Annotated in this window: 19 protein-coding genes; 16 read left to right on the top strand and 3 right to left on the bottom strand. The window is 65.6% G+C overall.

Features of this window, described 5'->3' with window-relative positions; all coding sequences use genetic code 11:
- Window positions 1–78: 78 nt before the first annotated feature.
- Window positions 79–1227 (top strand): NADH:flavin oxidoreductase, encoded by a 1149-nt coding sequence (locus tag HGG74_RS15390; RefSeq protein WP_168487744.1) that lies wholly within the window; start codon window positions 79–81, stop codon window positions 1225–1227.
- Window positions 1228–2442: 1215 nt separating this feature from the next.
- On the opposite strand, the gene HGG74_RS15385 is transcribed toward HGG74_RS15390, so the two are convergent.
- Together HGG74_RS15385 and HGG74_RS15380 are read right to left on the bottom strand one after the other, a co-directional pair.
- Window positions 2443–3525 carry a zinc-binding dehydrogenase gene (locus HGG74_RS15385; RefSeq protein ID WP_168487743.1) on the bottom strand — a complete coding sequence of 361 codons (1083 nt, stop codon included), beginning with the start codon at window positions 3523–3525 and terminating at the stop codon, window positions 2443–2445.
- Between the two features lie 102 nt (window positions 3526–3627).
- A complete protein-coding gene (locus HGG74_RS15380; RefSeq protein ID WP_168487741.1) occupies window positions 3628–4848 on the bottom strand; it encodes an acyl-CoA dehydrogenase family protein in 1221 nt (406 codons plus the stop codon).
- A gap of 1098 nt (window positions 4849–5946) precedes the next feature.
- On the opposite strand from HGG74_RS15380, the gene HGG74_RS15375 reads away from it, so the two are divergent.
- From HGG74_RS15375 to HGG74_RS15310, 15 genes are all read left to right on the top strand, one after another.
- Window positions 5947–7101, top strand: a complete 1155-nt coding sequence (locus tag HGG74_RS15375; RefSeq protein ID WP_168487739.1) for an acyl-CoA dehydrogenase family protein — start codon at window positions 5947–5949, stop codon at window positions 7099–7101.
- Window positions 7098–8072, top strand: coding sequence for an acyl-CoA dehydrogenase family protein (locus HGG74_RS15370; protein ID WP_168487737.1), 975 nt, complete (start codon window positions 7098–7100; stop codon window positions 8070–8072). Before HGG74_RS15375 ends, HGG74_RS15370 begins: the two co-directional genes overlap by 4 nt.
- A gap of 84 nt (window positions 8073–8156) precedes the next feature.
- Window positions 8157–8924, top strand: coding sequence for an SDR family NAD(P)-dependent oxidoreductase (locus HGG74_RS15365; RefSeq protein WP_168487735.1), 768 nt, complete (start codon window positions 8157–8159; stop codon window positions 8922–8924).
- A gap of 65 nt (window positions 8925–8989) precedes the next feature.
- On the top strand, window positions 8990–10135 hold the full coding sequence (locus tag HGG74_RS15360) for an acyl-CoA dehydrogenase family protein (RefSeq protein ID WP_205762015.1): 1146 nt from the start codon (window positions 8990–8992) through the stop codon (window positions 10133–10135).
- Window positions 10128–11138: an acyl-CoA dehydrogenase family protein gene (locus tag HGG74_RS15355; RefSeq protein WP_168487733.1), complete on the top strand. Its 1011-nt coding sequence runs from the start codon at window positions 10128–10130 to the stop codon at window positions 11136–11138. Before HGG74_RS15360 ends, HGG74_RS15355 begins: the two co-directional genes overlap by 8 nt.
- Before the next feature lie 38 nt (window positions 11139–11176).
- Window positions 11177–12037 (top strand): amidohydrolase family protein, encoded by an 861-nt coding sequence (locus HGG74_RS15350; protein WP_168487732.1) that lies wholly within the window; start codon window positions 11177–11179, stop codon window positions 12035–12037.
- Between the two features lie 84 nt (window positions 12038–12121).
- On the top strand, window positions 12122–13714 hold the full coding sequence (locus HGG74_RS15345) for an AMP-binding protein (protein ID WP_205762013.1): 1593 nt from the start codon (window positions 12122–12124) through the stop codon (window positions 13712–13714).
- Between the two features lie 963 nt (window positions 13715–14677).
- Window positions 14678–15406, top strand: a complete 729-nt coding sequence (locus tag HGG74_RS15340; RefSeq protein WP_168487729.1) for an SDR family NAD(P)-dependent oxidoreductase — start codon at window positions 14678–14680, stop codon at window positions 15404–15406.
- A gap of 76 nt (window positions 15407–15482) precedes the next feature.
- A complete protein-coding gene (locus HGG74_RS15335; RefSeq protein ID WP_168487727.1) occupies window positions 15483–16481 on the top strand; it encodes an NAD(P)H-dependent flavin oxidoreductase in 999 nt (332 codons plus the stop codon).
- A 132-nt stretch (window positions 16482–16613) separates the two neighbouring features.
- A complete protein-coding gene (locus tag HGG74_RS15330; RefSeq protein ID WP_168487726.1) occupies window positions 16614–17375 on the top strand; it encodes an SDR family NAD(P)-dependent oxidoreductase in 762 nt (253 codons plus the stop codon).
- Window positions 17372–18169, top strand: a complete 798-nt coding sequence (locus HGG74_RS15325) for an enoyl-CoA hydratase/isomerase family protein (RefSeq protein WP_168487724.1) — start codon at window positions 17372–17374, stop codon at window positions 18167–18169. Before HGG74_RS15330 ends, HGG74_RS15325 begins: the two co-directional genes overlap by 4 nt.
- Before the next feature lie 24 nt (window positions 18170–18193).
- Window positions 18194–18352 carry a hypothetical protein gene (locus HGG74_RS21220; RefSeq protein ID WP_205762011.1) on the top strand — a complete coding sequence of 53 codons (159 nt, stop codon included), beginning with the start codon at window positions 18194–18196 and terminating at the stop codon, window positions 18350–18352.
- Window positions 18353–18556: 204 nt separating this feature from the next.
- Window positions 18557–19003, top strand: a complete 447-nt coding sequence (locus HGG74_RS21215; RefSeq protein ID WP_205762009.1) for a Clp protease/crotonase-like domain-containing protein — start codon at window positions 18557–18559, stop codon at window positions 19001–19003.
- A gap of 225 nt (window positions 19004–19228) precedes the next feature.
- Entirely contained in the window at window positions 19229–19414 is a 186-nt protein-coding gene (locus HGG74_RS15315; protein WP_168487722.1) for a hypothetical protein, read from the top strand.
- A 312-nt stretch (window positions 19415–19726) separates the two neighbouring features.
- Window positions 19727–20609, top strand: a protein-coding gene (locus tag HGG74_RS15310) for an IS5 family transposase (RefSeq protein WP_376766146.1) whose coding sequence is annotated in 2 segments (ribosomal slippage) — window positions 19727–20076 and window positions 20075–20609 — 885 coding nt in all. Because the reading frame shifts where the segments join, the coding sequence is not laid out codon by codon here.
- 31 nt (window positions 20610–20640) lie between these two features.
- Here the strand turns inward: HGG74_RS15310 and HGG74_RS15305 are convergent.
- Complete coding sequence (locus tag HGG74_RS15305; RefSeq protein WP_168487719.1) at window positions 20641–21657, bottom strand: SGNH/GDSL hydrolase family protein; 1017 nt, start codon at window positions 21655–21657, stop codon at window positions 20641–20643.
- Between the last annotated feature and the right edge of the window lie 28 nt (window positions 21658–21685).

Below are 21685 nucleotides of genomic sequence, written 5' to 3'. Positions count from 1 at the left end.
CGCGGCACGGCTGTGGGGAGGCTTCCCCTGCCCGCCGGTGCGGCGTCACCGACCGAACGCATTCCCGGAAGGAGCCGCATGGATCCGCTGTTCACGCCGTTAAGTTTTTCTCGCGGGCCGGCCATGAAGAACCGTTTCATGCTGGCACCCATGACCAACAAGCAGAGCAACCTCGACGGCACGGTTTCGGACCAGGAAATCAGCTGGCTCCTCCGCCGGGCCCGCGGCGGATTCGCACACATCGTGACCTGCGCCAGTACCGTCCAGCCCTGCGGGCGTGGCTTCCCAGGCGAGATCGGCGTGTACGATGACATGCACCTGCCCGGGCTGCGGAAGCTGGCCTCCGCCCTTGCCGGCGCCGGCAGCGTAGCCAGCGTCCAGCTCAACCACGCGGGCATCCGGGCCGACAGCACCGGCCGCGTTGGTCCTTCCGCGGATGCCGAAACCGGCGCGCGCGCCCTCACGGTCGAGGAAATTGAAGCCGTCATCGACAGCTTTGCTGACGCCGCGGCGCGGGCAGAGGCGGCAGGCTTCCATGGGGTTCAGATCCATGGTGCGCACGGCTACCTCATCGCCCAGTTCCTCAGCCGGACGATCAACCGTCGAACGGACCAATACGGCGGCAGCCTCGAAAACCGCAGCCGGCTCCTGTTCCGGGTGGTCAATGCCATCCGCCGGCGGTGCGGCAAGGACTTCCAGCTCGGCATCCGGATCTCTCCGGAACGTTACGGCCAGGACTTCTTCGACGTCCGCGAGACCGTTCAGCGGCTGCTGGACGAGGCCCTGATCGACTATCTCGACATGTCCTTGTGGAACATCTTTAAGGAACCCGACGACGAACGGGCCCACGGCAAAAGCATCATGGCCCATTTCCTGGAACTCGACCGCGGTCCCGTTCGTGTCGGCGTCGCCGGACGGATCGTTGATCCGGAAACCGCCCGGGCCTGCCTCGACGCCGGGGCGGACTACGTGGCGCTGGGCAAGGTGGCGATCTTGCACGGCGACTACCCGAACCGGGTATCCGGAGACCCCGCATTCAAGCCCCGCTGGCTGCCGGTCACACCGGAGTATCTTCGCGGCCAGGCAGTCGGGGAATCCTTCATCAAATACCTTGCCTCCTACATGCGCAACTTCGTTGAAGGCGTGCATCCGCGCGCAGGCGGTTCGGGCGTGAAGTCGGCCTGGACCGACGAACAGCTCGGCCTCGTCCCCGTGAGCAGCAAGTAACAGGGCAGGCAGCAGAAGGGAACTGAGCGGACTGAAAGATCCACCGAGGCATTTGCCCGCGGTGCCGGTCACAAGGTCGGCGTTGGCACCGCCCTGGTCACACTGACCGAGCCCTGGCCTGGCAAGGAGCGAGACTACAGCCGGTGGTACGAGGACGACCACTACTTCAGCGCTGCGCTGACGCGCCGTGGGTTTTTGCCGGCCACCGCAGGCTGTTTCCCGGCAACGTACTGGATTTCCCCCGGGCGGGCTCGGCGACTGGGCGCAGGGAAAGCCTTCCTGGGTCAACTGTTCTATTTGCTTCGCCGATTTCGCAGTCCAGATTCCGCGTGTGGCCCGGATTTTCAAGATGCCAGCGGTGTCCTCGTCACGATGGGAGACAACACTAACGCATCGGCAACGAAGCTCAGGGTGTAGCCCTTGCGGGCCCCGCCCCATCCCCACGCCCTCGGGAAAACTGCCGCCGCCGGCTCAGGCACGGCGGAGACAGGGCCACCAACAAGGCCATCCAGCGCGTGGTGATTTCCCGAATGGCTATCGATCGGCCCACAAGGACCATGTTCTCCGGCGTACCAAGGAAGGCAAGAGCCAGAAAGAGATCATGCGCCATGTCAAACGTTACGTTCGCGCGAGATCTACTTCTCAATGACAAACCCTAAGCCGGCGTCCGTCATCACAGATTTGCGCCCGGCAGGAAAGCAACTCGCGACAACCCTCCGGGATGCGGCCGGGAACTTCAACGCCTGGCCACACGCCCTTTCCTGGGCCGAACGAGGACTCAGCGGGACGACGGCCTCGCCAATGAATACAGATGCTGGCTGACCGAGCAAAACCTACCCGAGAAACGAACGGAAAGCTGCAGGAGCATCACGTAGGCGTGACGGGAGCCTGTTGTGCTCCCCGGCCGATCAACGACTGGAACGCCAACACCGGAGTGCCGCGACGGTTGTAGCGGAACATGAATTCGTCAAGGTAAGCCCGCAGGTGCTCGCTACCCACCAAACGGCGGGTGCCTGGTGACCAGGTCTTGAAGTTTTTGCTGGCGCAGTGCACGCGAGGCAGGACCGAGCCCGTGGTTGCGGCCCTTTTGGCGTCCCGTTGGAAGCGGGGTGATAGTCGTAGCCGACTTTGGCTGGCCAATCCAGCCGGCCGCGGACAGTGGATGCCCGCTATCGGGGCGACAGCGATACGTCTATACGCTCCTACTTCTGCAGTCTAAGGCACGACGACTGTTTTTGTAGACAATCCAATGCCGGAACTTCGGATCGCGGTGGCGATTTCCGCAAGTTCGAACCGGTCAGTGACTAGGTCGGCGATCGCGAAACGTCGCTGAAGCCGAGAGGCCAGAGCCACCGCGTTTCCTAGGTTCCCGCGCTTACCGCCCAAGTTGCCCATGATGTGCAGGCTGCGGTTATTGATGAGCACGGGATTCACTTCGACTGTGCGTGAGCCGGAGAACAAACCGGAGATAAGATAGCGTCCGCGTCTGGCCAGGAGCTCGATGCCCTCAGTGAAGGCTGCGGGTTGGCCAGCAGCCTCGATCACCACGTCGGCACCCCGGCCGTCAGTCAGTTCTCGCACTCGCTCAGCGCGCTCTGCTTGAGTCGTCGTCGTTATGTCCAGCGCCGTCGTCGCGCCAAGCCGCGTGGCCCATTCGAGCCTCTTTGCCGGAGCACCAATCACAATGAGTTGTGCGGGACTTGCTAGTGTCGCCAAGGCTATGGACGCAAGGCCGACCGGACCGCAGCCCTGTACCAGCACCGTTTGGGCGGGGAGGATCTGGCCGAGCACGTCCATTCCGTTGACGGCGGTTGGCAACGCGCATCCGAATGCAACGTAGGCCTCGTCCGGAATGTCATTGGGAACCTTGTACACCGGCACTCGTGCAGAAAGGGTGGCATACTGCTGAAAACCGGCCGGATTTGGTCTCGACGAAGGGTAAGGCCAGGTCTCTTCTTCACAAAGCAAAAAGAAATCGTCAAGGCAATTCTGGCAGTGACCGCAACCTGCGGCGGGCGGGAACCAGGTTATGCGATCACCAACAGCAAGATTCTGGCCGTGCCAATCGGTCACACGGCCAACACCCAATTCGGCCACGACCCCAACCGCTTCGTGGCCGAAAGAAATCGGTGCGTCTTCCTTGGGTACGTCGCCAACGAGGCGATGAGCGTCAGTACCGCAAATCCCGGCCATAGTGACCCGAGCAATGAGCCCCCCAACCGGCGGAACATCGACCTTTTCGGTAATGAGCGAAAGCGACAATGATGCCCCATCAAAAGAGACCGCGGTAGACTGCACAATTACTCCTTGCTATTCGGGCCCGTCTCAGGAGAGGACCGATTCCTATCTGATGCCGGAACGGATTCCGGGCCCCGCGTCTGCCCGGAATCCGTTCCGCGATCAGGATTTGGCTGCGGAGTCGTCGCGCCACCGTTCGAGGATTGCCGGCGCGACCTTGACCAACTGCTGTGGGTCGGCTACGAGGTGGTTCATCACCAATCGAGCGTCGGCGACGAAACGCGCGACCACGCCGTCCTTGGGGATTACGGCCGAGCCTGCCCACAGAGCCGCAGTGGAGACGATATCGTCGAGGAGCCGGTGCAGGTAAGCATTTGCCTGGTCGATGCGGGTGATGTTGAATTGGCAAAACGTCCCGGCCTCAGCCGCATTCCAGGCATCCTGGTAAGCCTTAAGACAGAACGCACGAGCTGACTGGTACTCAGCCTCAATGCGGGCGAATTCATAGAGGAACAGCGGGTACTCATCGACGACGGGGACGGCGCCGCGCCGTTTCCGCGCGGTTGCCTTTGCGACTTCCTCGATAACCCGCTTCGCAATACCGAGGGCCACCCCGACATGCGCAATGATCCCGGGCGTCCAGAACTCCTGGGCGAAGATGGTACCAGTCACCTTGTCTCCGGTGGAGGTAGCGAACCACTTGTCCTCGAGGACATGCTCCTTGATGCGGTAGTGGCCGGAACCGGTGCTCTCCAGCCCGGAGGCGTTCCAGTTATGGAGCCACTCGACGTCCTTCACATCGACATAGGCCGTCAAGACGACCGGGTTTCCGTCCTCGTCGATCACCTTTTCGTCGTTGTCATCGACCAGGTTGAGGAGCGTGATGACACGGGTCGCGTGCAGCGTCCCGGAACCGAACGGCATCGGGTCGGTCCTAACGAGGTAGCCGCCTTCGACCTTCTTGGCGGTTCCGGGGGGCATACCGTTGGCGAAGCCGCAGGCGATCCCATCGCCGTTCGGGCCGAGCAGCTCCAAGTACGCCTCTTTCCCAAGGAGGACGCCGGCGATGATCGTCCCGCTGGTGTTGACCCCAAAGGTCCAGCCCGAGGAGGCATCCTGTCGTGAGACCTCCTCCATGACGTTGATCATGGTGACATTGTCTGCACCGTCACCACCAAGCTCCACAGGCAGCTGCGCCTTGTAGAGCCCCGCGTCCTTCCAGGCCTGGACGATCTTCGCCGTAGTGTTCGCTTCCTTCCTGGCCTGTGGGAGCTCTGACTCAATAAGCGGTGCGAGTGAACGGGCGATGCCGACCCACTTGGCGGTCTTCTCGGCCTGAGTCTCGGTCCTCACTGCGGCTGCTTCAATCGTAGGGGTTGTCATCTTTGGTCCGATCCTTCCGATCCTCTGAAAATGGGTTGAGCCGAGCGGTCCGTGCGCGTTCGGACCCGGCTGACGAGCGTACGGCGCCTGGCAACGGACGTGTGGGAGCCAGGACTGCGTCTTCGTCCTTCGCCATCGAAGTGGCGACCCTTCGTCGTCGAGGTGACGCCCGGTCCGATGGAGGCAGGCCTGCGGTTGTTGGTGGTCCAGCTCTGCGCGGGAAGAAGCCTGAAGCCCCGCTCATTCGGTTGATACAGCCTTAGAACCGTTATCTTACAATAATAGCAGAATATGTCAACATATAAATGATTTGCAGTGCGTCTAGATGAACAAGCAACAGCCCGACGGGATTTCCCGGCCAGGCGCTGCTGCTTGAGCAATCGTTGAGGGGTTTCCTGCGGGAATCCGCCGGCCGGTGTGGCATTTGCCCGCACCGGCTGGCCAAAGTCGCCTTTTCCGGCCCAGGCACCCGGTGCCGCCGAGAGGCATCGTCATGTGCGAGAGTCGCAACCATGTCAGTGCTCCATGGGGTGAACGGAGGCAATGCCGAAGGCGGCCCCGTGCCCCACGGGACACCGATCCGTCGGCCGTGACTGTGCGCCGAAACCGGCGACCTCTCGCTGCTGAGCCAGGCGGCTAGGCCTAACTGGCCATTGCCGTCGCTGAAGTGCAGTGCGCTCTGACCCCTGCATGCCGAGGGGCGGAAAAGGTGGGCAGCGCGGAGGGTTGTGTTGAAGGAAAAGCAGCGTTCGCCGACGGTGCCGCACGCCGCCAGGTCCGTCGCGTCGAGCGGAGGGCACGGACACCGAAGCAATGGGAAAGGGTGAACTCGCTTTGATAAGGGAGTAAGTGGCTGCGGTGGAAGCGGACCGGCCAGCGAAGCCATTTGCGAGACTCTCGGGCTCGGGCGCCGATGTAGCCCGACACCGGTGCCCAGCACCGGTGGAACACTTCCGCCACGTCTTGAATTACGACTTATCAATCATTACTATAATAAAAATGAAAACGGGGCGCTCAGTTGCCCACCAACCTCTGCGCCGGAGGAGCCCCACAGGAGCGGGCCGCTGCGGCAACGGCACCGAAGAATGAAGGAGCGCCATGCTTGACTATGCTGAGGCGGATGAAGTCCAGGTACTGCGTCACCGGCTGCGGGCCCTCGTGGAAGAACACATTCCGAAGTCTTATCTCGGCGCCTTTACAGATAATCCGAATGATCTGGAGATAGCGCAGCGGTTCAGCCGGATCCTAGGCGAGCAGCGGCTGTTTGCCCTGACCTGGCCCGAATCATTCGGTGGCGGCGGAGCCAGCAGCTGGGAACAGACGGCACTGCGGGAAGAAATGTGGGCCGCCCACGAACCCCGGGGCGCCCAGTACATGGGACTGAACTGGATCGGGCCGGTGCTGATGCGGTACGGCAATGAGGACCAGCAGCAGCGGCACCTGCCGCCGATTGCCGCCGGCGACGTGCTGTGGTGCCAGGGCTTCAGCGAACCCGAAGCCGGATCGGATCTTCCCGCGCTGCGTACGAAGGCAGTCCGCGAGGAAGGCGGCTGGCGCATCCACGGGCAGAAGGTCTGGACTTCCTACGCCGAGATGGCCCGCTGGTGCTTCCTGCTTGCCCGGACCGGCACTCCGGAGAGCCGCAAGGACGGCATCACTGTCTTCCTGGTCGACATGGAGCAGGCAGAAATCGAGGTGCGTCCGATTCCTTCCATGCTGGGCCGGCACCATATCAACGAGGTGTACTTCACCGGAGCGTGGGTGCCGGACCGGGACGTCCTGGGCGGGATCAACGAGGGCTGGAAGATCGTCAACGACGTGCTTGCCTTCGAACGCATCGGCATCGCCCGGTATGCCCGTTGCGACAAGCTCCTCTCGTGGGCGCCCCGGGCGCTCGGCGAGGCCTGGGCGGACCTTCCCCAAGGCCTCCACCAGCGCTGGGCCAAGGCACTTGTGCACAGCCGCTCGGTCCGGCTGCTCGCCTACAAGGTCGTGGCCGCCCAGGACCAAGGCCTACTGGACCCCGCCGACGCGGCGGCCTACCGTATCGCCGTCACCCTGCTCGACCAGGAGGTGGCCGAAGTCCTGATGGACATCGTCGGCGGCTGGGGCCTTGGCACCGAAGACACGGAACGGATCTTTGAACGCGCGGTCGAGGACCATTGGCGCTACGCGCAGGCCTCGACCGTCGCATCGGGAACCTTGGAAATGCAGCGCCTGGCGCTTGCGAACAGATTGGTGGGGAAGCGATGAAGAATCAGCTGTCGGATGAGGCAGTAGCGCTCGGCGAGGCCGTAGACGACACTCTGGCAGCCGCCGGCGGTGTTGACCTGACCCGCCGCGCGGAAGCTGACCCGGCCGCCCGTGCCGCGCTGATTGGCCCGTTGCTCGAAGAGCTTGGCCTCTGGGAGATCGAGCCGCTGGCGGACCAGGTCCAGCTCGAGGCAGCGGCCGCCGCCTGCCGTGCCGCGGGCCGGCATGTCCTGGCCTACCCCATCGCGGAGCGGTTCGCGGCGCCGGAAGGCTCGGAAGGCCTGCTGCTGGTACCCTCCACGGGCCGGCGTGTGGCCCCCCACGCCGACCTCGGCTTGTCTTGGAGCGCGGTTGAGCTGACCGGCCTGCAGCGCCCGGTTCTGTCGACCGGAGGTTCCCTCCACACCAAACTCGGCAGCTTTGCGGGCGAGGTCCAGGTGGGCGAGGCCTGTGGAACCCTTGAGCGTGAAACGGCGCTGCTAATAACACTGCAGATGTGGTGGCTGCTCGGCGTCCTGGAGCGGGCCGGGGCCGATACCCTCACATACGTCAAGGAACGCGAACAGTTCGGCCGCACCCTGGCCAAGTTCCAGAGCGTGCAGTTCACGCTCACTGATCTCACGGTCGCCGCCCAGAGCCTGGCTGAGCTGGCCAAGTACACCCTGTGGTCCCTGGCGCAGGACGATCATGAGCCGGTCTGGCTGACCGACGCGCTGTCCCTGCGGCTGTCCGGTCTCGAAGCCGCCGACGCCGTCATGCGCAGGGCGCACCAGCTGCACGGCGCCATGGGATTCGCCGACGAGACGAATGTGTCCTGGTACTCCCGGATTTCCCAGCCGGTACGGCGTCTTCCGGCAGGGCTGAGCCAGACTGAGGCTGCCGTGGTGGAGTCGATGGGAACCGACCGCTTCACCAATCTCTTTACGCCCCTGCCGTCAGCGGTTCGCCCCGAGGGGGCACTTGCGCACTGACGGTGTGCAACCGCCCCATAGTAGTTGCAACATGTGCATAGGCCCGGAGGGCCAGTGACGCCATACCGGCGTCGGAGAGGACCAATGATGACAACCGCTGCCCAGTTCTCGCTCGAGGGCAAGACGGCCCTGCTCACGGGGGCATCCTCCGGAATAGGACGCCGTTTCGCACAGGTGCTGGCCGAGGCCGGCGCCACCGTCGGAATCGTGGCCCGCCGGGAGGAGGCCCTCAAGGAGCTTGCCGGCCAATACAAGGGCTGCGTCCCCTTCCCGGCAGATCTGGCCGATCCGGAAGCGGCGGATGAGCTGGCGCGGGCAGCCCTCGAGGAACTGGGACCGATCGACATCCTGGTCAACAACGCGGCCTACATCGCCGGCGGCGTCAAGGCCGAAGACGAGACGCTGGACATCATCCACTCGACCCTGAACGTCAACCTTGTTTCGCCGATCCGGCTGGCGCAGGCACTGTTCCCGGCCATGAAGGAACGCGGCCGCGGGTCGATCATCAACGTCACGTCCATTGTGGCCAGCGTGGGCATCGGCAGGTTTCCGCAGGCGATCTACTCGGCGTCCAAAGGCGGGCTGGAAGCGATTACCCGGGAATGGGCCGCCCAGTGGAGCCGCTACGGGATCCGGATTAATTCCATTGCCCCCGGCTTCATTGAAACCGGGATCACCGCCGAGGTGATCAACCGCGAAAACATCCAGCAGTGGATTGGACGTAACACACTGATCCCCAGGCACGGGCAGGTGGAAGACTTTGACGGTGCACTGCTCTATCTCGCCAGCGACATGAGCAGTTATGTCACCGGTCAGACACTGACAGTCGACGGCGGATGGACCGCGCACTAGGGACGGTTTTCGGACCAGAGGACCTCGGGCCCCGCAGGCCCGGAACATGGGAAAGGACAGAGGCCGTGGCGAGCCAAGAGGTGGACGCACCGAACGTGCTGGAGTGGCTGAGGGCACACTCCGATACCCTGCAAGACTGTAACCCACGGCGGACCGACTCCCTGGACGACCGCATAGACCGCAGCCTGGAATTCTTCGCCCGGCTCGACGCTGCAGGCCTGACCGGCTGGGGCTGGCCGGCCGAAAGCGGCGGCCGGGGCGGCAGCGCCGAGCTCCGCGCCGAACTATACGACGCCATCACCGCGGCCGGGTTCGGCATGCCGGAACAGGTCGGTGCCCTGGAGGTCCTCGGCTCGGCACTGGTCGCCCACAATCCGGGCATCGCCTCCCGATATCTTCCGGAGCTTCTGGCTGGCCGGGCACTATGGTGCCAAGGCTTCTCGGAGCCGGAGGCGGGCAGCGACCTGGCCAGCCTGCGCACCAGGGCGGTGCGCGACGGCCAAGGCTGGAGGATCACCGGCCAGAAGGTCTGGACTTCGCTGGGACACCGTTCAAACTGGTGCGGAGTGCTCGCCCGGACGGGCGCGCCCGACTCGCGCCACCGCGGCCTGACCCTGTTTTGGGTCGACCTGCAGGCTGCCGGCGTCGACGTGCGGCCCTTGCTCACGCTCACCGGTGAAGAGGAATTTTCCGAGGTGTTCCTAGACGGCGTCTACGTCCCTTCCGACCATATGATCGGCCCGGTCGACGGCGGCTGGGGCGTCGCAATGGACCTGCTCCAGTACGAACGCGGCATGTGGGCGTGGCAGCGCCAAGCCATTATGCATTCGACCCTCTCGGGGCTTATCGCCGAGCTGGACGAGTCGGACGCCCTCACCGCGTCGATCGTAGCCGAGGCATACATCAGCCTTACTGCGCTGCGGATGCGGTGCCGGGAAACGGTGAAGCGGCTCGCCGCCGGGGAACGGCTCGGTCCGGAGGTGTCAATTGACAAGATCCTGCTCGGCCAGACCGAGCACCTGGTCAATGACGCGGTGCGCGCCGTACGGGAGCGCGGCTTTGCTATCGGAGACAGCGCCGAGGCACGGACCGAACGGGCCGAATGGTTCTATTCACGTGCCGCGACCGTCTATGGCGGGGCCGCCGAGGTCCAGAGAAACATCGTGGCCGAGCGTGTGCTTGGTCTTCCGAGGGAGGCAGCCCGTGGCTGAGTTGGTCGACGAGATGGAAGAGCTGGCCGAGGCCGTCAGCGAATCCACGCGTGCCCTTGTGGCCCAGAGCCCGGAAGGAGTCGGCTGGAAAGCGCTCCTGGAGCTGGGATGGTTCGAGCTGGCCGGGGAAGATCCGCGGCTGGCCACCGGCGTGCTCGGCGAAGAGCTGGGCCGGGCCGCCCTCGCGTCGCGTGCGCTGGATGCCGCCGTCGTTCACGCGCTGGAGCAGGCCGGCGCCCCGGTGGTGGCCGAACAGTCCCACGCCGTGCTGTATCCCCTCCCGTCCTCGCCGGGCGCGGGACAGCTGTTCGCGGATGGTTCCGCAGAGCTTGACGGCCTGTTCCTGGGCGGAGTGGAGCCCGGCGACAAAATCCTGGCCTTTGTCACCGATCCGGCCGGCCAGCCCGCCGTCGTCCGGCTCGCTCCGGTGGAACCATCCGAAGTCGCAGGACTTGACGGCGCGGATGCCCGCGTACGGGCGGGCCGCCTCACCGGCCGCAGTGCCGCCGTACTCGACCGGCTGGCACCGGAGCACGCCCGCCTGGCTCTGCGCACCGCCCGGCGGGCCCTGGCCTACCAGCTGGTGGGTGCAGCCGAGGAATGCCTCCGGATCGCGGTGACCCACGTCTCGGAACGCCACCAGTTCGGGCGCCCCATCGGCAGCTACCAGGCGGTCAAGCACCGCCTGGCGGATGTGCGCGTCGCCATCGCGGCGGCCCGGTCGGTTCTGGCCGGCAGCTGGGACGAATCGGACCAGACGGAACTGACGGTGCTTGTCGCCACTTCCCTGGCGAAGAAGGCGGTACAGACGGCCGTGGCGCACGGCCTTCAGGTGTGCGGCGGTATGGGCTTTACCGAGGAATTCCCGCTGGCCCCGCTCGTGCGGCGGGCCCAGTTCTTCGCACCGTTCCTCGGCTCCGCCGCCGAACTTGGCATGGAAACCGCCCGCTTGTTGAAGGCCTGCGGCACCGCGCCGCGGATCTCCGGCTTCGGCACCCCCTGACCCCCGGTCCTGGAACCGCTGACCCCGAAAGGTGCGAGATGACCGCTCCTATAAAGAACCTGAAGGCCCGTCCCAAGGTGGTTGATGCGTGGATCCAGCCGTGGACCCGCGAAGTGGTCAACGTGATGCCCGAACGCACGGCGCACGTCTTCCGCAAGTACGGAACCGACAGGATGCAGAACGGCATTTCACTCGAGGAAATGATCGAGGAAATGGATGCCTCCGACGTCGATGTGTCGCTGGTTTCGGGCGGCCCGGTGGTTCCGGGGCATCTGGTTCTGGAGGCGCTGGATAAGTGGCCCGACCGGCTGGTCGGGGTTGTCGCTGTCGACCCGACCGACGGCGTCATGCAGGCGGTGCGGGAACTCGAAAGCCTGGCCCGGGACTACCCGGTCTGCGCGATGAAACTGGAACCGTTCTACTTCTGGCGGGATCCGACGGACAGGGTGTTCTACCCCCTGTACGCCAAGTGCGAGGAACTCGGGCTCGCGGTCCAGACACAGGTCGGTGGCACGGGGCCGCTCTTCCCTTCGCGGTCGGGCCTGCCGCTCTATATCGACGAGGTTGCGCTCGACTTTCCGGACCTGACCATCGTCTGCGGCCACGTCGGGTCGCCGTGGGTCGACGAGATGATCCATGTCGCGTGGAAGCACGACAACGTCTATATCGATACTTCGGCCCGCTTGGCCAAGCATTTCGAAGCCCCTTTCCGCAAGTTTCTGGGCGGGTACGGGCAGGACAAATGCATCTACGCCTCGGACTGGCCGCTGCTGGACTTCCAGCGTCCCCTTGCCTCGGCGCGGGAGCTCGGGCTGCCGGAGGAGGTCGAGGGCAAGTTCCTTGGCGAAAACGCCATCCGGGCCTTCCGGCTGGACCGTTTCTTCGCCGACGGCGCGTAATCACGAACCATGCCGGCACCGAAACCGGCCTCATGCCTGCCAGCAGGCGTCATTCCTGCCGAGAATCCCGCGGAGATACGAACGATGAACGACGAAGTCACCGAATATCCGTCAGCCGGAGTGCGCACCATTGCTGCGGCCTCCTTGTGGGCGGCGGAACAATATGGGGGCCGCCCGGCGCTGGTGTGCGGTGGGCGCCGTTTGAGCTTTAGCGACTACCTCGGTTATGCCCGGAGGGCCGCACGCGGCCTGATCGCCGCGGGGGTCAGGCCGGGGGACCGGGTGGCCATCTGGGCACCCAACTCCATCGAGTTTGCCGTGCTGGCCCTTGCCATCCAGCTCAGCGGCGCCGCACTGGTGCCCGTAAATACCCGCTACACTCCGCGTGAAGCCGCCGATATCCTGGCCAGGTCCGGCGCGCTGCTGGTCTTCACCGTTGAGCAGTTCCTCGGGCGCAGCTACGCCGAGGAGCTGCGCGCCCTCTGCGGGGAGGCCTCCGGGCTGCTGCCGCAGCTGCCGCGGATCGTGGACATCGACGCACCGGACAGCCCGGGCCTGCACGCGTTCCTGGCCGGGGGCGGGGCCGTGCTGGAGGGCGAGTTGGACGAGCGCATCCGCCGGATCACGCCGGACGACATTGCCACGGTCCTGTTCACCTCGGGAACGACCGGACAGCCGAAGGGTGCCATGCTGCGGCACGGCGCGCTGGTGCGGGCCTACTGGAACTGGGGGTCGCTGCTGGGCGTGCGCCCCGGGGACCGCGTCCTGCTCTCCAACCCCTTCTTCCATGCCTTCGGCCTCAAGGTCGGCCTGCTGCTCAGCCTGCTGCACGGTGCCGCCGCCTACCCGATGCCGGTCTTCGATGCCGAAGCCGCGCTGGACATCATAGAGCGGGAGCGGATCTCGTTTTATCCTGCACCGCCGACGGTTTTCCAGTCCCTGCTCGCGCATCCCAGCTTGCCTGGCCGCGACCTCGCGTCGCTGCGGATCGCCGTTACCGGTGCGACATCAGTCCCTCCGCAGCTGATCTACGACATGTACGACGTGTTCGGGTTCGGCCAGGTGTTCTCCCCCTACGGCTTCACCGAAGGAACGGGCGTGGCGACGCTGACCCGGCAGGGCGACGACCGGGACACCGTGGCTTCCACCGCGGGTAAGGCGGTGCCGGGCGTGGAGGTGGTGGTGCTGACCGAAGACGGCAGCAAGGCTGCCCCAGGCGAAACCGGTGAGATCGCGCTGCGCGGCTACAACCTGATGGCGGGGTACCTGGGCAGGGACGAGGCGTTCCTCGACGCTCAGGGCTACCTGCGCAGCGGCGATCTGGGAGTGCTCGACGAACGGGGCTATCTGAAGGTCACCGGGCGGATCAAGGACATGTACATCGTCGGCGGGTTCAACGTCTACCCGGCAGAGGTCGAAGCGGTGCTGCAGGCGCACCCGGGGGTGCTGGCTGCGGCGGTCACCGGGGTGCCGGATGAACGGCTCGGTGAGGTGGGACTGGCCTGCGTGGTACGCCGCGATGCCGGAGTCAGCGAAGCCGAGCTGGCCGAGTGGTGCCGGGACCGTATGGCCAATTTCAAACGGCCGAGCAGCATCCGTTTCGTGGACGCCTTGCCGTTGAATGCCAGCGGCAAGGTCATAAAGGACGAACTAGTAGCGCTTGCCGGCGAGTCCTAAACCGGCACGTAACAGAGCTTCCACCAAATCGATGGACCGGCAGCGAATGCCGGTCGGCGCTTTCGAGGGGTTGGGGCTGCCTGGCTTATTGGATGCCGGAACCCAATGCCCGGGACGGCCCCTACCTGCCAGCATGCCACCCGGGCCCCGGTCCCGACGGCGTGGCGACGGCCGGCCCGGAATCTGGACTCCCGCCGGACCCTCTTCAGGCCGCCGCAACCTTATGCCCAGCAGCCGGTGGAGCGCCTGGGGCGAGGACGCGCCGACAAGTACGGTTGTCGATTTGCGGGAACAGGAACTACTGCGGCGCCTCGATGTGCCGGCGGAAAGCCGTTCGGCTTCGCCGGCTCGCCGGCCCCGACGCGATCGAGAAGGGGCCCGTGCGCCCTGGCCGCATGCCCGGGCGCAGCCGGCCCCGGGCAGGTGCCTGCGGAAGCAGCAGGTCCGCCCGGGCCTCCTCGTGTACCCAGCCGGCGGCCACCAAACGGTACGGCTGCTTTCGGCACTCGTTGACCACCGTTCGGTGGAAAATGCGGGAGACCGGAGTGAATCGGCCCTCGACGGTCGGGTGCTTTGGCGCGCATGCGCGCGCAAACAGATTCCAGCCATGCGACAAAGGCGGCCTGGATACTCATGGTCGTGGCGGGCGCTTGGAGGGCAGGACCCAGCGAGTAACAGAAGCGTCCCTTACCCGGCCGCTGTGTCCGGCACCCGCACCCGATGAATCTGCAAGGGAGCAGGCCCGTCCCTGCCTGCGATGTCTTTCACGATTTTCTCTGCGGCGGGATGGAGGCCGTAATGGGAAGTACATCTTTTCGTCAAACTTATCCGGCCTATGTCTTTCTGACAGCGCTATTGTTATTATGATTCAAAGTATAAGGCTGGCACGGCGGCGCCGCGGTGTCCGAGGCGAGGGGAATTCTGATGATGGATTATGCGGACCGGCTGTCTTTGGCGGGCCGGGTGGTGGCCGTCGTCGGTGCAGGGCAGGGGATGGGCCTTGAGGCGGCACGCGCCGTGCGGTCTGCGGGCGCCTCGGTCGTGTGCCTGGACCGGGACCTGGGACTGGCCGAGGCGGCCGCGAAGGAGGTCGCAGGATCGGCGGTCCAAGTGGATGTCACAGACCGGGCTGGCGTCCAGGCGGCATTTGCGGGCCTGGGCGAGTTGCAAGCGGTCGTGGACGTGGTCGGGGCGGCCGCCTGGCATCCTGTACTGGAAACCCCCAACGAGGTGCTGGACGAACAATTCGCGCTGAATTACCGGCAGGCCGTCTATGTGCTTGAAGCGGCGGCACCGCAGATGAAGGCCTCGGGCGGTGGTGCGTTTGCGTTTGTGTCCTCGGCCTCCGGTGTCGCCGGCGCCCAGAGGCATTCAGCCTACGGCGCGGCAAAGGCGGCGTTGATGTCGCTGGTGCGTTCGGCCGCGGTAGAACTGGCCACGGACAACATCCGTGTCAATTCAGTGGCTCCTGGAGTGATCATGACTCCGCGGACACAGGCCGGGCTGTTCAACGACGGGGACTTCGTTGCGCGGCAAGCGGCGAACGTGCCGCTGGGACGTTTCGGGGAGGCCGCGGAGATCGCCAGCGTGCTGGCGTTCCTGATCTCGGATGCCAGTTCATACCTCACAGGACAGAACATTCTGGTCGACGGGGGCGTCGGGGCGAAGTTCCCGCATTTGGTCCGGGACTAAGGCCGGACACCCCGCTGCCAAAGCGGCAGGCCGGGGCCAGGGTGACGTGAAGCTGAAACGGATAGGTGGGATAGCGATGTTGTCCAATGTTTTTACCGAGACGTTCGGGGTCGAGCATCCGGTCGTGTGCGGAGGAATGACCGGGGTCGGTAAGGCGCCGTTGATCGCCGCCGTGGCCAACGCCGGGGCCCTGGGGTTCCTGTCGGCACTGACCCAGCCGACGCCTGAAGCTCTCGATGCCGAGATTAAGGCGTGCCGGGAGCTGACGGACAGACCGTTTGGGGTGAACCTGACGATCCTGCCGACGCTTCGCCCGGTGCCGTACGAGGAATACCGGCAGGTGATCATCGAGAACCGGATCCCCGTTGTCGAGACCGCCGGCAGCAGTCCGGAACCGCACATGCCCGCATTCAAGGCCGCCGAGGTGAAGGTGGTGCACAAGGCCGTAGCGGTCCGGCATGCGCTCAAGGCACAGGCCCTGGGGGTCGATGCCGTGAGCATCGACGGATTCGAGTGCGCCGGGCATCCGGGCGAGGAAGACATTACGAGCCTGATCCTGGTGCCCGCCGCCGCGCGGGCCCTGGACATCCCAGTCATCGCCTCCGGCGGCTTCGCCGACGGCGCCGGGCTGGTGGCCGCGTTGGCCCTGGGCGCTGCCGCAGTGAACATGGGCACCCGGTTCGTTGCCACCGACGAGGCACCGGTGCACCGGAACGTGAAGGACCAGATTGTAGCCAACACCGAGCGCGACACCCGGATCGTGTTCCGCAAGTTCAAGAATTCGGCCCGAGTGGCACGGAATTCAGTTTCAGAGGAAATCCTGGAGATCTCTGCCCGTCCCGAAACAACGTTTGAGGACATCGCGCATCTGGCCTCGGGAGCCCGAGGCCGGGAAGCCGTGCTCAAGAACGGAGACATGGAAGGCGGACTCTGGTGGGCGGGACAGACCCAGGGCCTGATCGACGAGGTTGCCTCCTGCGAACAGGTTGTGCGCAGGATCATCGCCGAGGCAGAGGAGATCATCACGGGCCGGCTGGCCCCACAGATTGTCCCGTCACCCGAGCCCGTACGCTGACGGCCCCTGCCCGGATTGCTCCATCCGAGGGGCAATGGTGAAGTTTCCGGGGGCGGGACACCTGGGGGGCTGCCTATAGCGGGATGGCACCGGACAGCCCTATTTGTTGTGACTTTGGAAGGAGATTTTGTGATGGATAGTAGCGGAAATGCAGCACTGGTCACGGGCGGGGCGTCAGGGCTGGGTCTGGCTACGGTGCGCCGGCTGGCGGCGGACGGGGCGGCAGTCGTGATTGCTGACCTGGCAACATCGGCAGGTGAGACGGTGGCCCGCGAGCTGGGCAATCGGGTGCGCTTCGTGCCCACCGACGTGACCGACGAGCAGGCGGTCCAGGCAGCGGTGGACGCGGCCTCGGAACTGGGACGGCTGCGAATCGTGGTCAACTGCGCAGGGATCTCCCTAGGCGCACGGGTGGCAGGCCGGAGCGGCCCATTTCCCCTGGGTGACTTCCGGCGCACCGTCGAAATCAACCTGGTGGGCACCTTCAATGTCATCCGGCTGGCAGCGGTACGCATTGTCGAACAGCCGCTGGTCGGGGAGGAACGCGGCGTGCTGGTCTGCACCGCATCGGTTGCGGCCTTTGACGGGCAGGTCGGGCAGGCCGCATATTCAGCGTCCAAGGCCGGGGTGGCAGGAATGACCCTGCCCATCGCTCGGGACTTGGCCCAGCACCGTATCCGGGTGGTCACCATTGCGCCGGGACTGTTCCGCACCCCGATGTTCGAGGCGCTGCCGGAGGAGACGGTGTCCTCGCTTGAGGCGCAGACACCGCATCCGTCACGACTGGGAGCACCGGAGGAATACGCCTCGCTGGTGGCTCACATCGTGGAAAACCCCATGCTCAACGGAGAAACCATCCGCTTGGATGGCGCAGTCCGGATGGCTCCGCGGTGACGGCCGGTTTTGAGACGCTCGAATTTGCCCTGCGGGACGGCATCGCCTGGCTTACGCTGGACCGGCCGGATGCAGCCAACGCGCTGAACCAGCAGTTGGCGGACGAGTTCTGCCAGGCACTGGCCCTGGCAGAGGCAGACCAGGACTGCCACGTGGTAGTCCTGGCCGGCAACGGGCGGTTCTTCTGTGCCGGAGGGGACGTCGCGGCGATGGCCCAGACGCCCGAGCGGGGGGCGTTCGTTGCCCGGTTGGCCGGCACAATGCACCAGGGCCTGCTCCGGCTGGCCCGGTCGTCGCTGGTCAGCATTGCGGCCGTCCACGGTCCGGCCGCCGGTGCCGGGCTGGGGCTGGTGCTGAACGCCGACTTTGCGGTTGCTTCGCCGCAGGCATCCTTCATCGGGGCTTATGCGGGGGCCGGGTTGAGCCCGGACTGCGGGGTTTCCTACCTGCTTCCACGGGCCGTGGGCCCACGCCGGGCCACGACAGTCCTGCTCGGCGGACGCCCGGTCGGAGCGCAGGAGGCATTGGAATGGGGGCTGGTCGGCGAGATCGCCGGCGATGGGTTCCTGGAACAACGGGTACGGGAACTGGCCGAAACCCTGGCGTCCTCGCCGGTGCAGGCTCTTGGTCCGACTAAGCGGCTCCTCACCGCCGAAGCAGTGAACGGTTACGAGGCACACCTGCGCCTCGAACAGGAGCAGATTGCCGCCCTGTCCGAGCACCGGGACACTGCTGAACGTCTCGCGTCGTTCGCTGCCCGCTCCCAGCGTCTCAAGACTGCCGTGACCGACTAGGCCAGGAAACGGAAGAACAGGACAATGGCTGGCCAGGTGCTGTACGAGGTCCGGAAGGGCATCGCCGCCCTGACGTTGAACTGCCCCGAGCGGCTCAATGCGCTGACCCCCAAATGCGCGGAGAACTGCTGGAGATTTTCGACGACACCGACGCGGAAGACGCTGTCCGGGCTGTTGTGGTGACAGGTGCCGGGCGCGGCTTCTGCGTGGGGACGGACGTGTCCGGGGGAGGGAAGACCTTTAAAACTATTCGGACGGTGAAATGGATCCCCGCAGCAAGCGCGACGGCGGCGGTCGGATTACGATGCGCATCTTCCAATCGCTGAAGCCCACCATTGCGGCCGTCAATGGGCCGGCGGTCGGATTCGGGGCGCGCTGACGCTGCCGATGGATTTCCGGCTCATGGTGGAAGGGGCCAAGCTCGGCTTCGTGACCGGAGCCCGCGGCATTGTTCCCGACGCCGTCACAACCTGGTTCCTGCCGCAGGTCGTCGGCCTTCCGACCGCGCTGGACTGGTGCGCAGTCTGCACACCCCCGGCGAACTGCTCGACGCAGCTTACCGCATCGCCGGGCAGATCGCCGAGAACGTCGCCCCCCGTTTTCGCGGCCCTGACCCGGCGGATATTGTGGCGGATTGCAGGCATGGACCACCCGATGCACGCCCACCGGTTCGATTCGGCCGCAATTGCTGCAATGGGACGGCTCGCAGACGCTGCCGAAGGCGTGGAACCGTTCCTTCAGAAGCGCAGGCCCGAGTGGCGTCTGTCGCCGCGCCGCGATCTGCCGGCAGGGCTGCCTTGGCCCGAGGAGCCGGAATTCGACCTACCCGGCTAACCTGCCAGGAATGCGTTGCAGGCGCCGGAGTGGAAGACACGGACGCATGTGGCAGGTCCGCGTCTTCCGCCTTCCCCGTAGAATTCCAAGCCGCATCGGGCGCGCGCACTGACCTTCATCCCGTGCCCGAATGACGGCGATCCGGGTTGAAGTGGCCGACGCTGTCGACCGTTGGAAGCCATTGGGCTTCTACCAGGTGAGGGGGACCATGGGAAACCTGCCGCGGTGGCCGTTCGGAACGCCGGACTCAGCGTGTCGGTCCTCGGCTTCGAGGCGATGGGGTGTGCGGAGAATGCCGACTGCGGCCCGGCGATCGACGATGTCCACGCCGGACGGCTGCTTTGCACCGTTCTGGACGGGGGTATCAACTTCGTCGACAGGTCAATCGATTATGGGCCGCAGAAGACCTAATCGGCCAAGTACATTTCCCACCGCCGCGCCGAGTACCTGCTTGCCACCAGATGCGGCTGCGTATCCGGTGTCCGGATTGGGTGGGAGCACGTCCAGACGGCGGAGAACATCCGCAGGGGGCATGAAGGTTCGTCGGAGCCTATGCGGGAGCCCACATGCCGTGGTGTCCCACATCATCCAGGACGTGCCCCTGCCGCATACCCCGGAGCAAACATGGCGGAAATGACCGGGGACACCACCAAGGAGCGGCGGCATTTAGCCCTAGGGCGTGTCTCCTAAATAGGTCCGGGTCGGGCTGGAAGGCTTGGAGGCGTGTCGCGTTTCCAGGTTTTCACCGACGAGCAGTGGGCCCGCATCCAGCCCATGCTTCCCTCTTCGGACGGGCAGCGGGGCAGGCCGTTCCGCGACCACCGGCAGGTGGTGGAGGGCATCGTCTACCGGTACCGGTGCGGGATCGCCTGGCGCGACCTGCCGGCGGCCTTCGGTCCCTGGCAGACCGTCTGGAAGCGCCACCGGCGCCTGAGCGCCGACGGAACCTGGGACAGGATCCACGCCGCGCTGCTGGCCGAGGCCGACGCCGCCGGACGGATCGACTGGACGGTGTCGGTGGACTCGACCATCAACCGCGCCCACCAGCACGCGGCCAACCTTCCCCGCGCCACAGGGGGACCCGGCGAATTACAGGAAACTGCATGAGGAACCGTCCGACCATGCGGTCGGCCGCTCCCGCGGCGGGCTGAGTACGAAGATCCACCATGCCTGCGACGGGAAGGGCCGGCCGCTGGCCTTCCTCATCGGCCCCGGCCAGGGCTCGGACTCGCGGATGTTCCCGCATATCATCGATGCGGTCCGTGTCCCGCGTCCCGGCGGCGGCCGGGACAGGACCCGGCCCGATGCGGTGCTCGGGGACAAGGCCTATTCCTCCCGGGCCAACCGGGAACTGCTGCGTGCCAGGAAGATCAGGGCCGTGATCCCCGAGCCCGGGGACCAGATCGCCAACCGGAAACGCAGGGGTTCCCGCGGCGGCCGCCCCGTGAACTTCGACGCCGAGACCTACAAGGGACGGGCCGCCGTCGAACAGTCCTTCAACCTCTTCAAGCAATGGCGGGGCATCGCCACCCGGTACGACAAGCTCGCGCTCACCTACCGGGCAGGCATCGCCCTCTACGCATGCCTGATCTGGCTACGCCAATAAAGAGACATGCCCTAGCCGCTGCCTGCCGGGCCTAGCGTACCCGGGGTGCTGTTTCGACGCCGTAGCCGCTTCGTATGGCGGAGGTCAGGGCTGCGGCCATCGCCTGTCCAATCAGCGCATGCCCCTGGTCCCCGGGGTGGATGCCGTCCACCAGATGCGATGAGGAGATCAGTTCCCGGCCCGGAACGAGGTGGATGCGTCCGTCATTCTCAGTGGTGGCGAACGTGGCGACTGCCGCTTCGATTCCTTGGCGCAGGTCCTCAAGGGTTGCGCCGGCGCTGTTGGGGATGGACTCGGCCTGGGGGCGGACGAGCGGGCTCAGAACCACGATCGGGGTTTCGGGGTGGCCGCTGCGGATCACGGTCAGGAAGAACCGCATAAGTTCGGTGATGTAGCTGCGGTCCATCGGGATCTGCGACCAGCAGTTGGTCCCCCAAGCAAGCGAAATCACGTCCGTAGGGACCGTGCTGACAAAGCTGGCCGCAGGCAGTTCACCTCGTGCCGCGCCCGCGAAGCCGAGGTTGATGACGTCGAGGTTTGCTTCGCGCGCCGCCACTGCGGTCCAGGCCCGGCCCGGATCGCTGGTGGTCCAGCCCTGCGTGATGGAGTCGCCGTAAGCCACCCAGCGTTGGCGGGGCGGCAACGGGAAGATTGTGCCTCCGATCGGCTCAATGCTGTGGAGGACGGGGCGATAGCCCTCGGGCAGGTGGATGGTCACCGGCTTGTTGCGTCCGTGCGGCGGCAGGTCGATGTGGAGCTTCTGGCGTGCCCCCGGGGCGGCCGGGATCCGGGTGTGCAGGCGTCCGGACAGCCATACCGAGAAATACTGTTCCGGCACCGGAGCGGCAAGCGGGTGCATGGTGCCCGTGGTGGCGTCAATGTCGACCGCCCCAGCGTTGCCGCTGAACTCAAGCCGTACGCCGGCGGGGACTTGGGCGGCGGATGCGGTGTCGCAGGCAAATCGTTCGGTGCATTCCGGGGGTACCCGGGAGCCGACATGCTCCTTGGCGGCAAAGGCGAGTCCTCGAGTGAAGGGGGTTGGATCCATCGTGCATTCTCCTTCGAATGATGAGGGG

This window comes from Arthrobacter mobilis (assembly GCF_012395835.1).
GTDB lineage: Bacteria > Actinomycetota > Actinomycetes > Actinomycetales > Micrococcaceae > Crystallibacter > Crystallibacter mobilis.
Note: the sequence above shows the minus strand (reverse complement) of the source record. Positions and strands in the feature narration are given on the sequence as shown.

Coding starts and splice junctions, on each gene's coding strand:
- HGG74_RS15390 (WP_168487744.1), top strand. CDS start 79: ATGGATCCGCTGTTCACGCCGTTAAGTTTTTCTCGCGGGCCGGCCATG.
- HGG74_RS15380 (WP_168487741.1), bottom strand. CDS start 4,848: ATGACAACCCCTACGATTGAAGCAGCCGCAGTGAGGACCGAGACTCAG.
- HGG74_RS15375 (WP_168487739.1), top strand. CDS start 5,947: ATGCTTGACTATGCTGAGGCGGATGAAGTCCAGGTACTGCGTCACCGG.
- HGG74_RS15370 (WP_168487737.1), top strand. CDS start 7,098: ATGAAGAATCAGCTGTCGGATGAGGCAGTAGCGCTCGGCGAGGCCGTA.
- HGG74_RS15365 (WP_168487735.1), top strand. CDS start 8,157: ATGATGACAACCGCTGCCCAGTTCTCGCTCGAGGGCAAGACGGCCCTG.
- HGG74_RS15350 (WP_168487732.1), top strand. CDS start 11,177: ATGACCGCTCCTATAAAGAACCTGAAGGCCCGTCCCAAGGTGGTTGAT.
- HGG74_RS15345 (WP_205762013.1), top strand. CDS start 12,122: ATGAACGACGAAGTCACCGAATATCCGTCAGCCGGAGTGCGCACCATT.
- HGG74_RS15335 (WP_168487727.1), top strand. CDS start 15,483: ATGTTGTCCAATGTTTTTACCGAGACGTTCGGGGTCGAGCATCCGGTC.
- HGG74_RS15330 (WP_168487726.1), top strand. CDS start 16,614: ATGGATAGTAGCGGAAATGCAGCACTGGTCACGGGCGGGGCGTCAGGG.
- HGG74_RS21220 (WP_205762011.1), top strand. CDS start 18,194: ATGGCTGGCCAGGTGCTGTACGAGGTCCGGAAGGGCATCGCCGCCCTG.
- HGG74_RS21215 (WP_205762009.1), top strand. CDS start 18,557: ATGGATTTCCGGCTCATGGTGGAAGGGGCCAAGCTCGGCTTCGTGACC.
- HGG74_RS15305 (WP_168487719.1), bottom strand. CDS start 21,657: ATGGATCCAACCCCCTTCACTCGAGGACTCGCCTTTGCCGCCAAGGAG.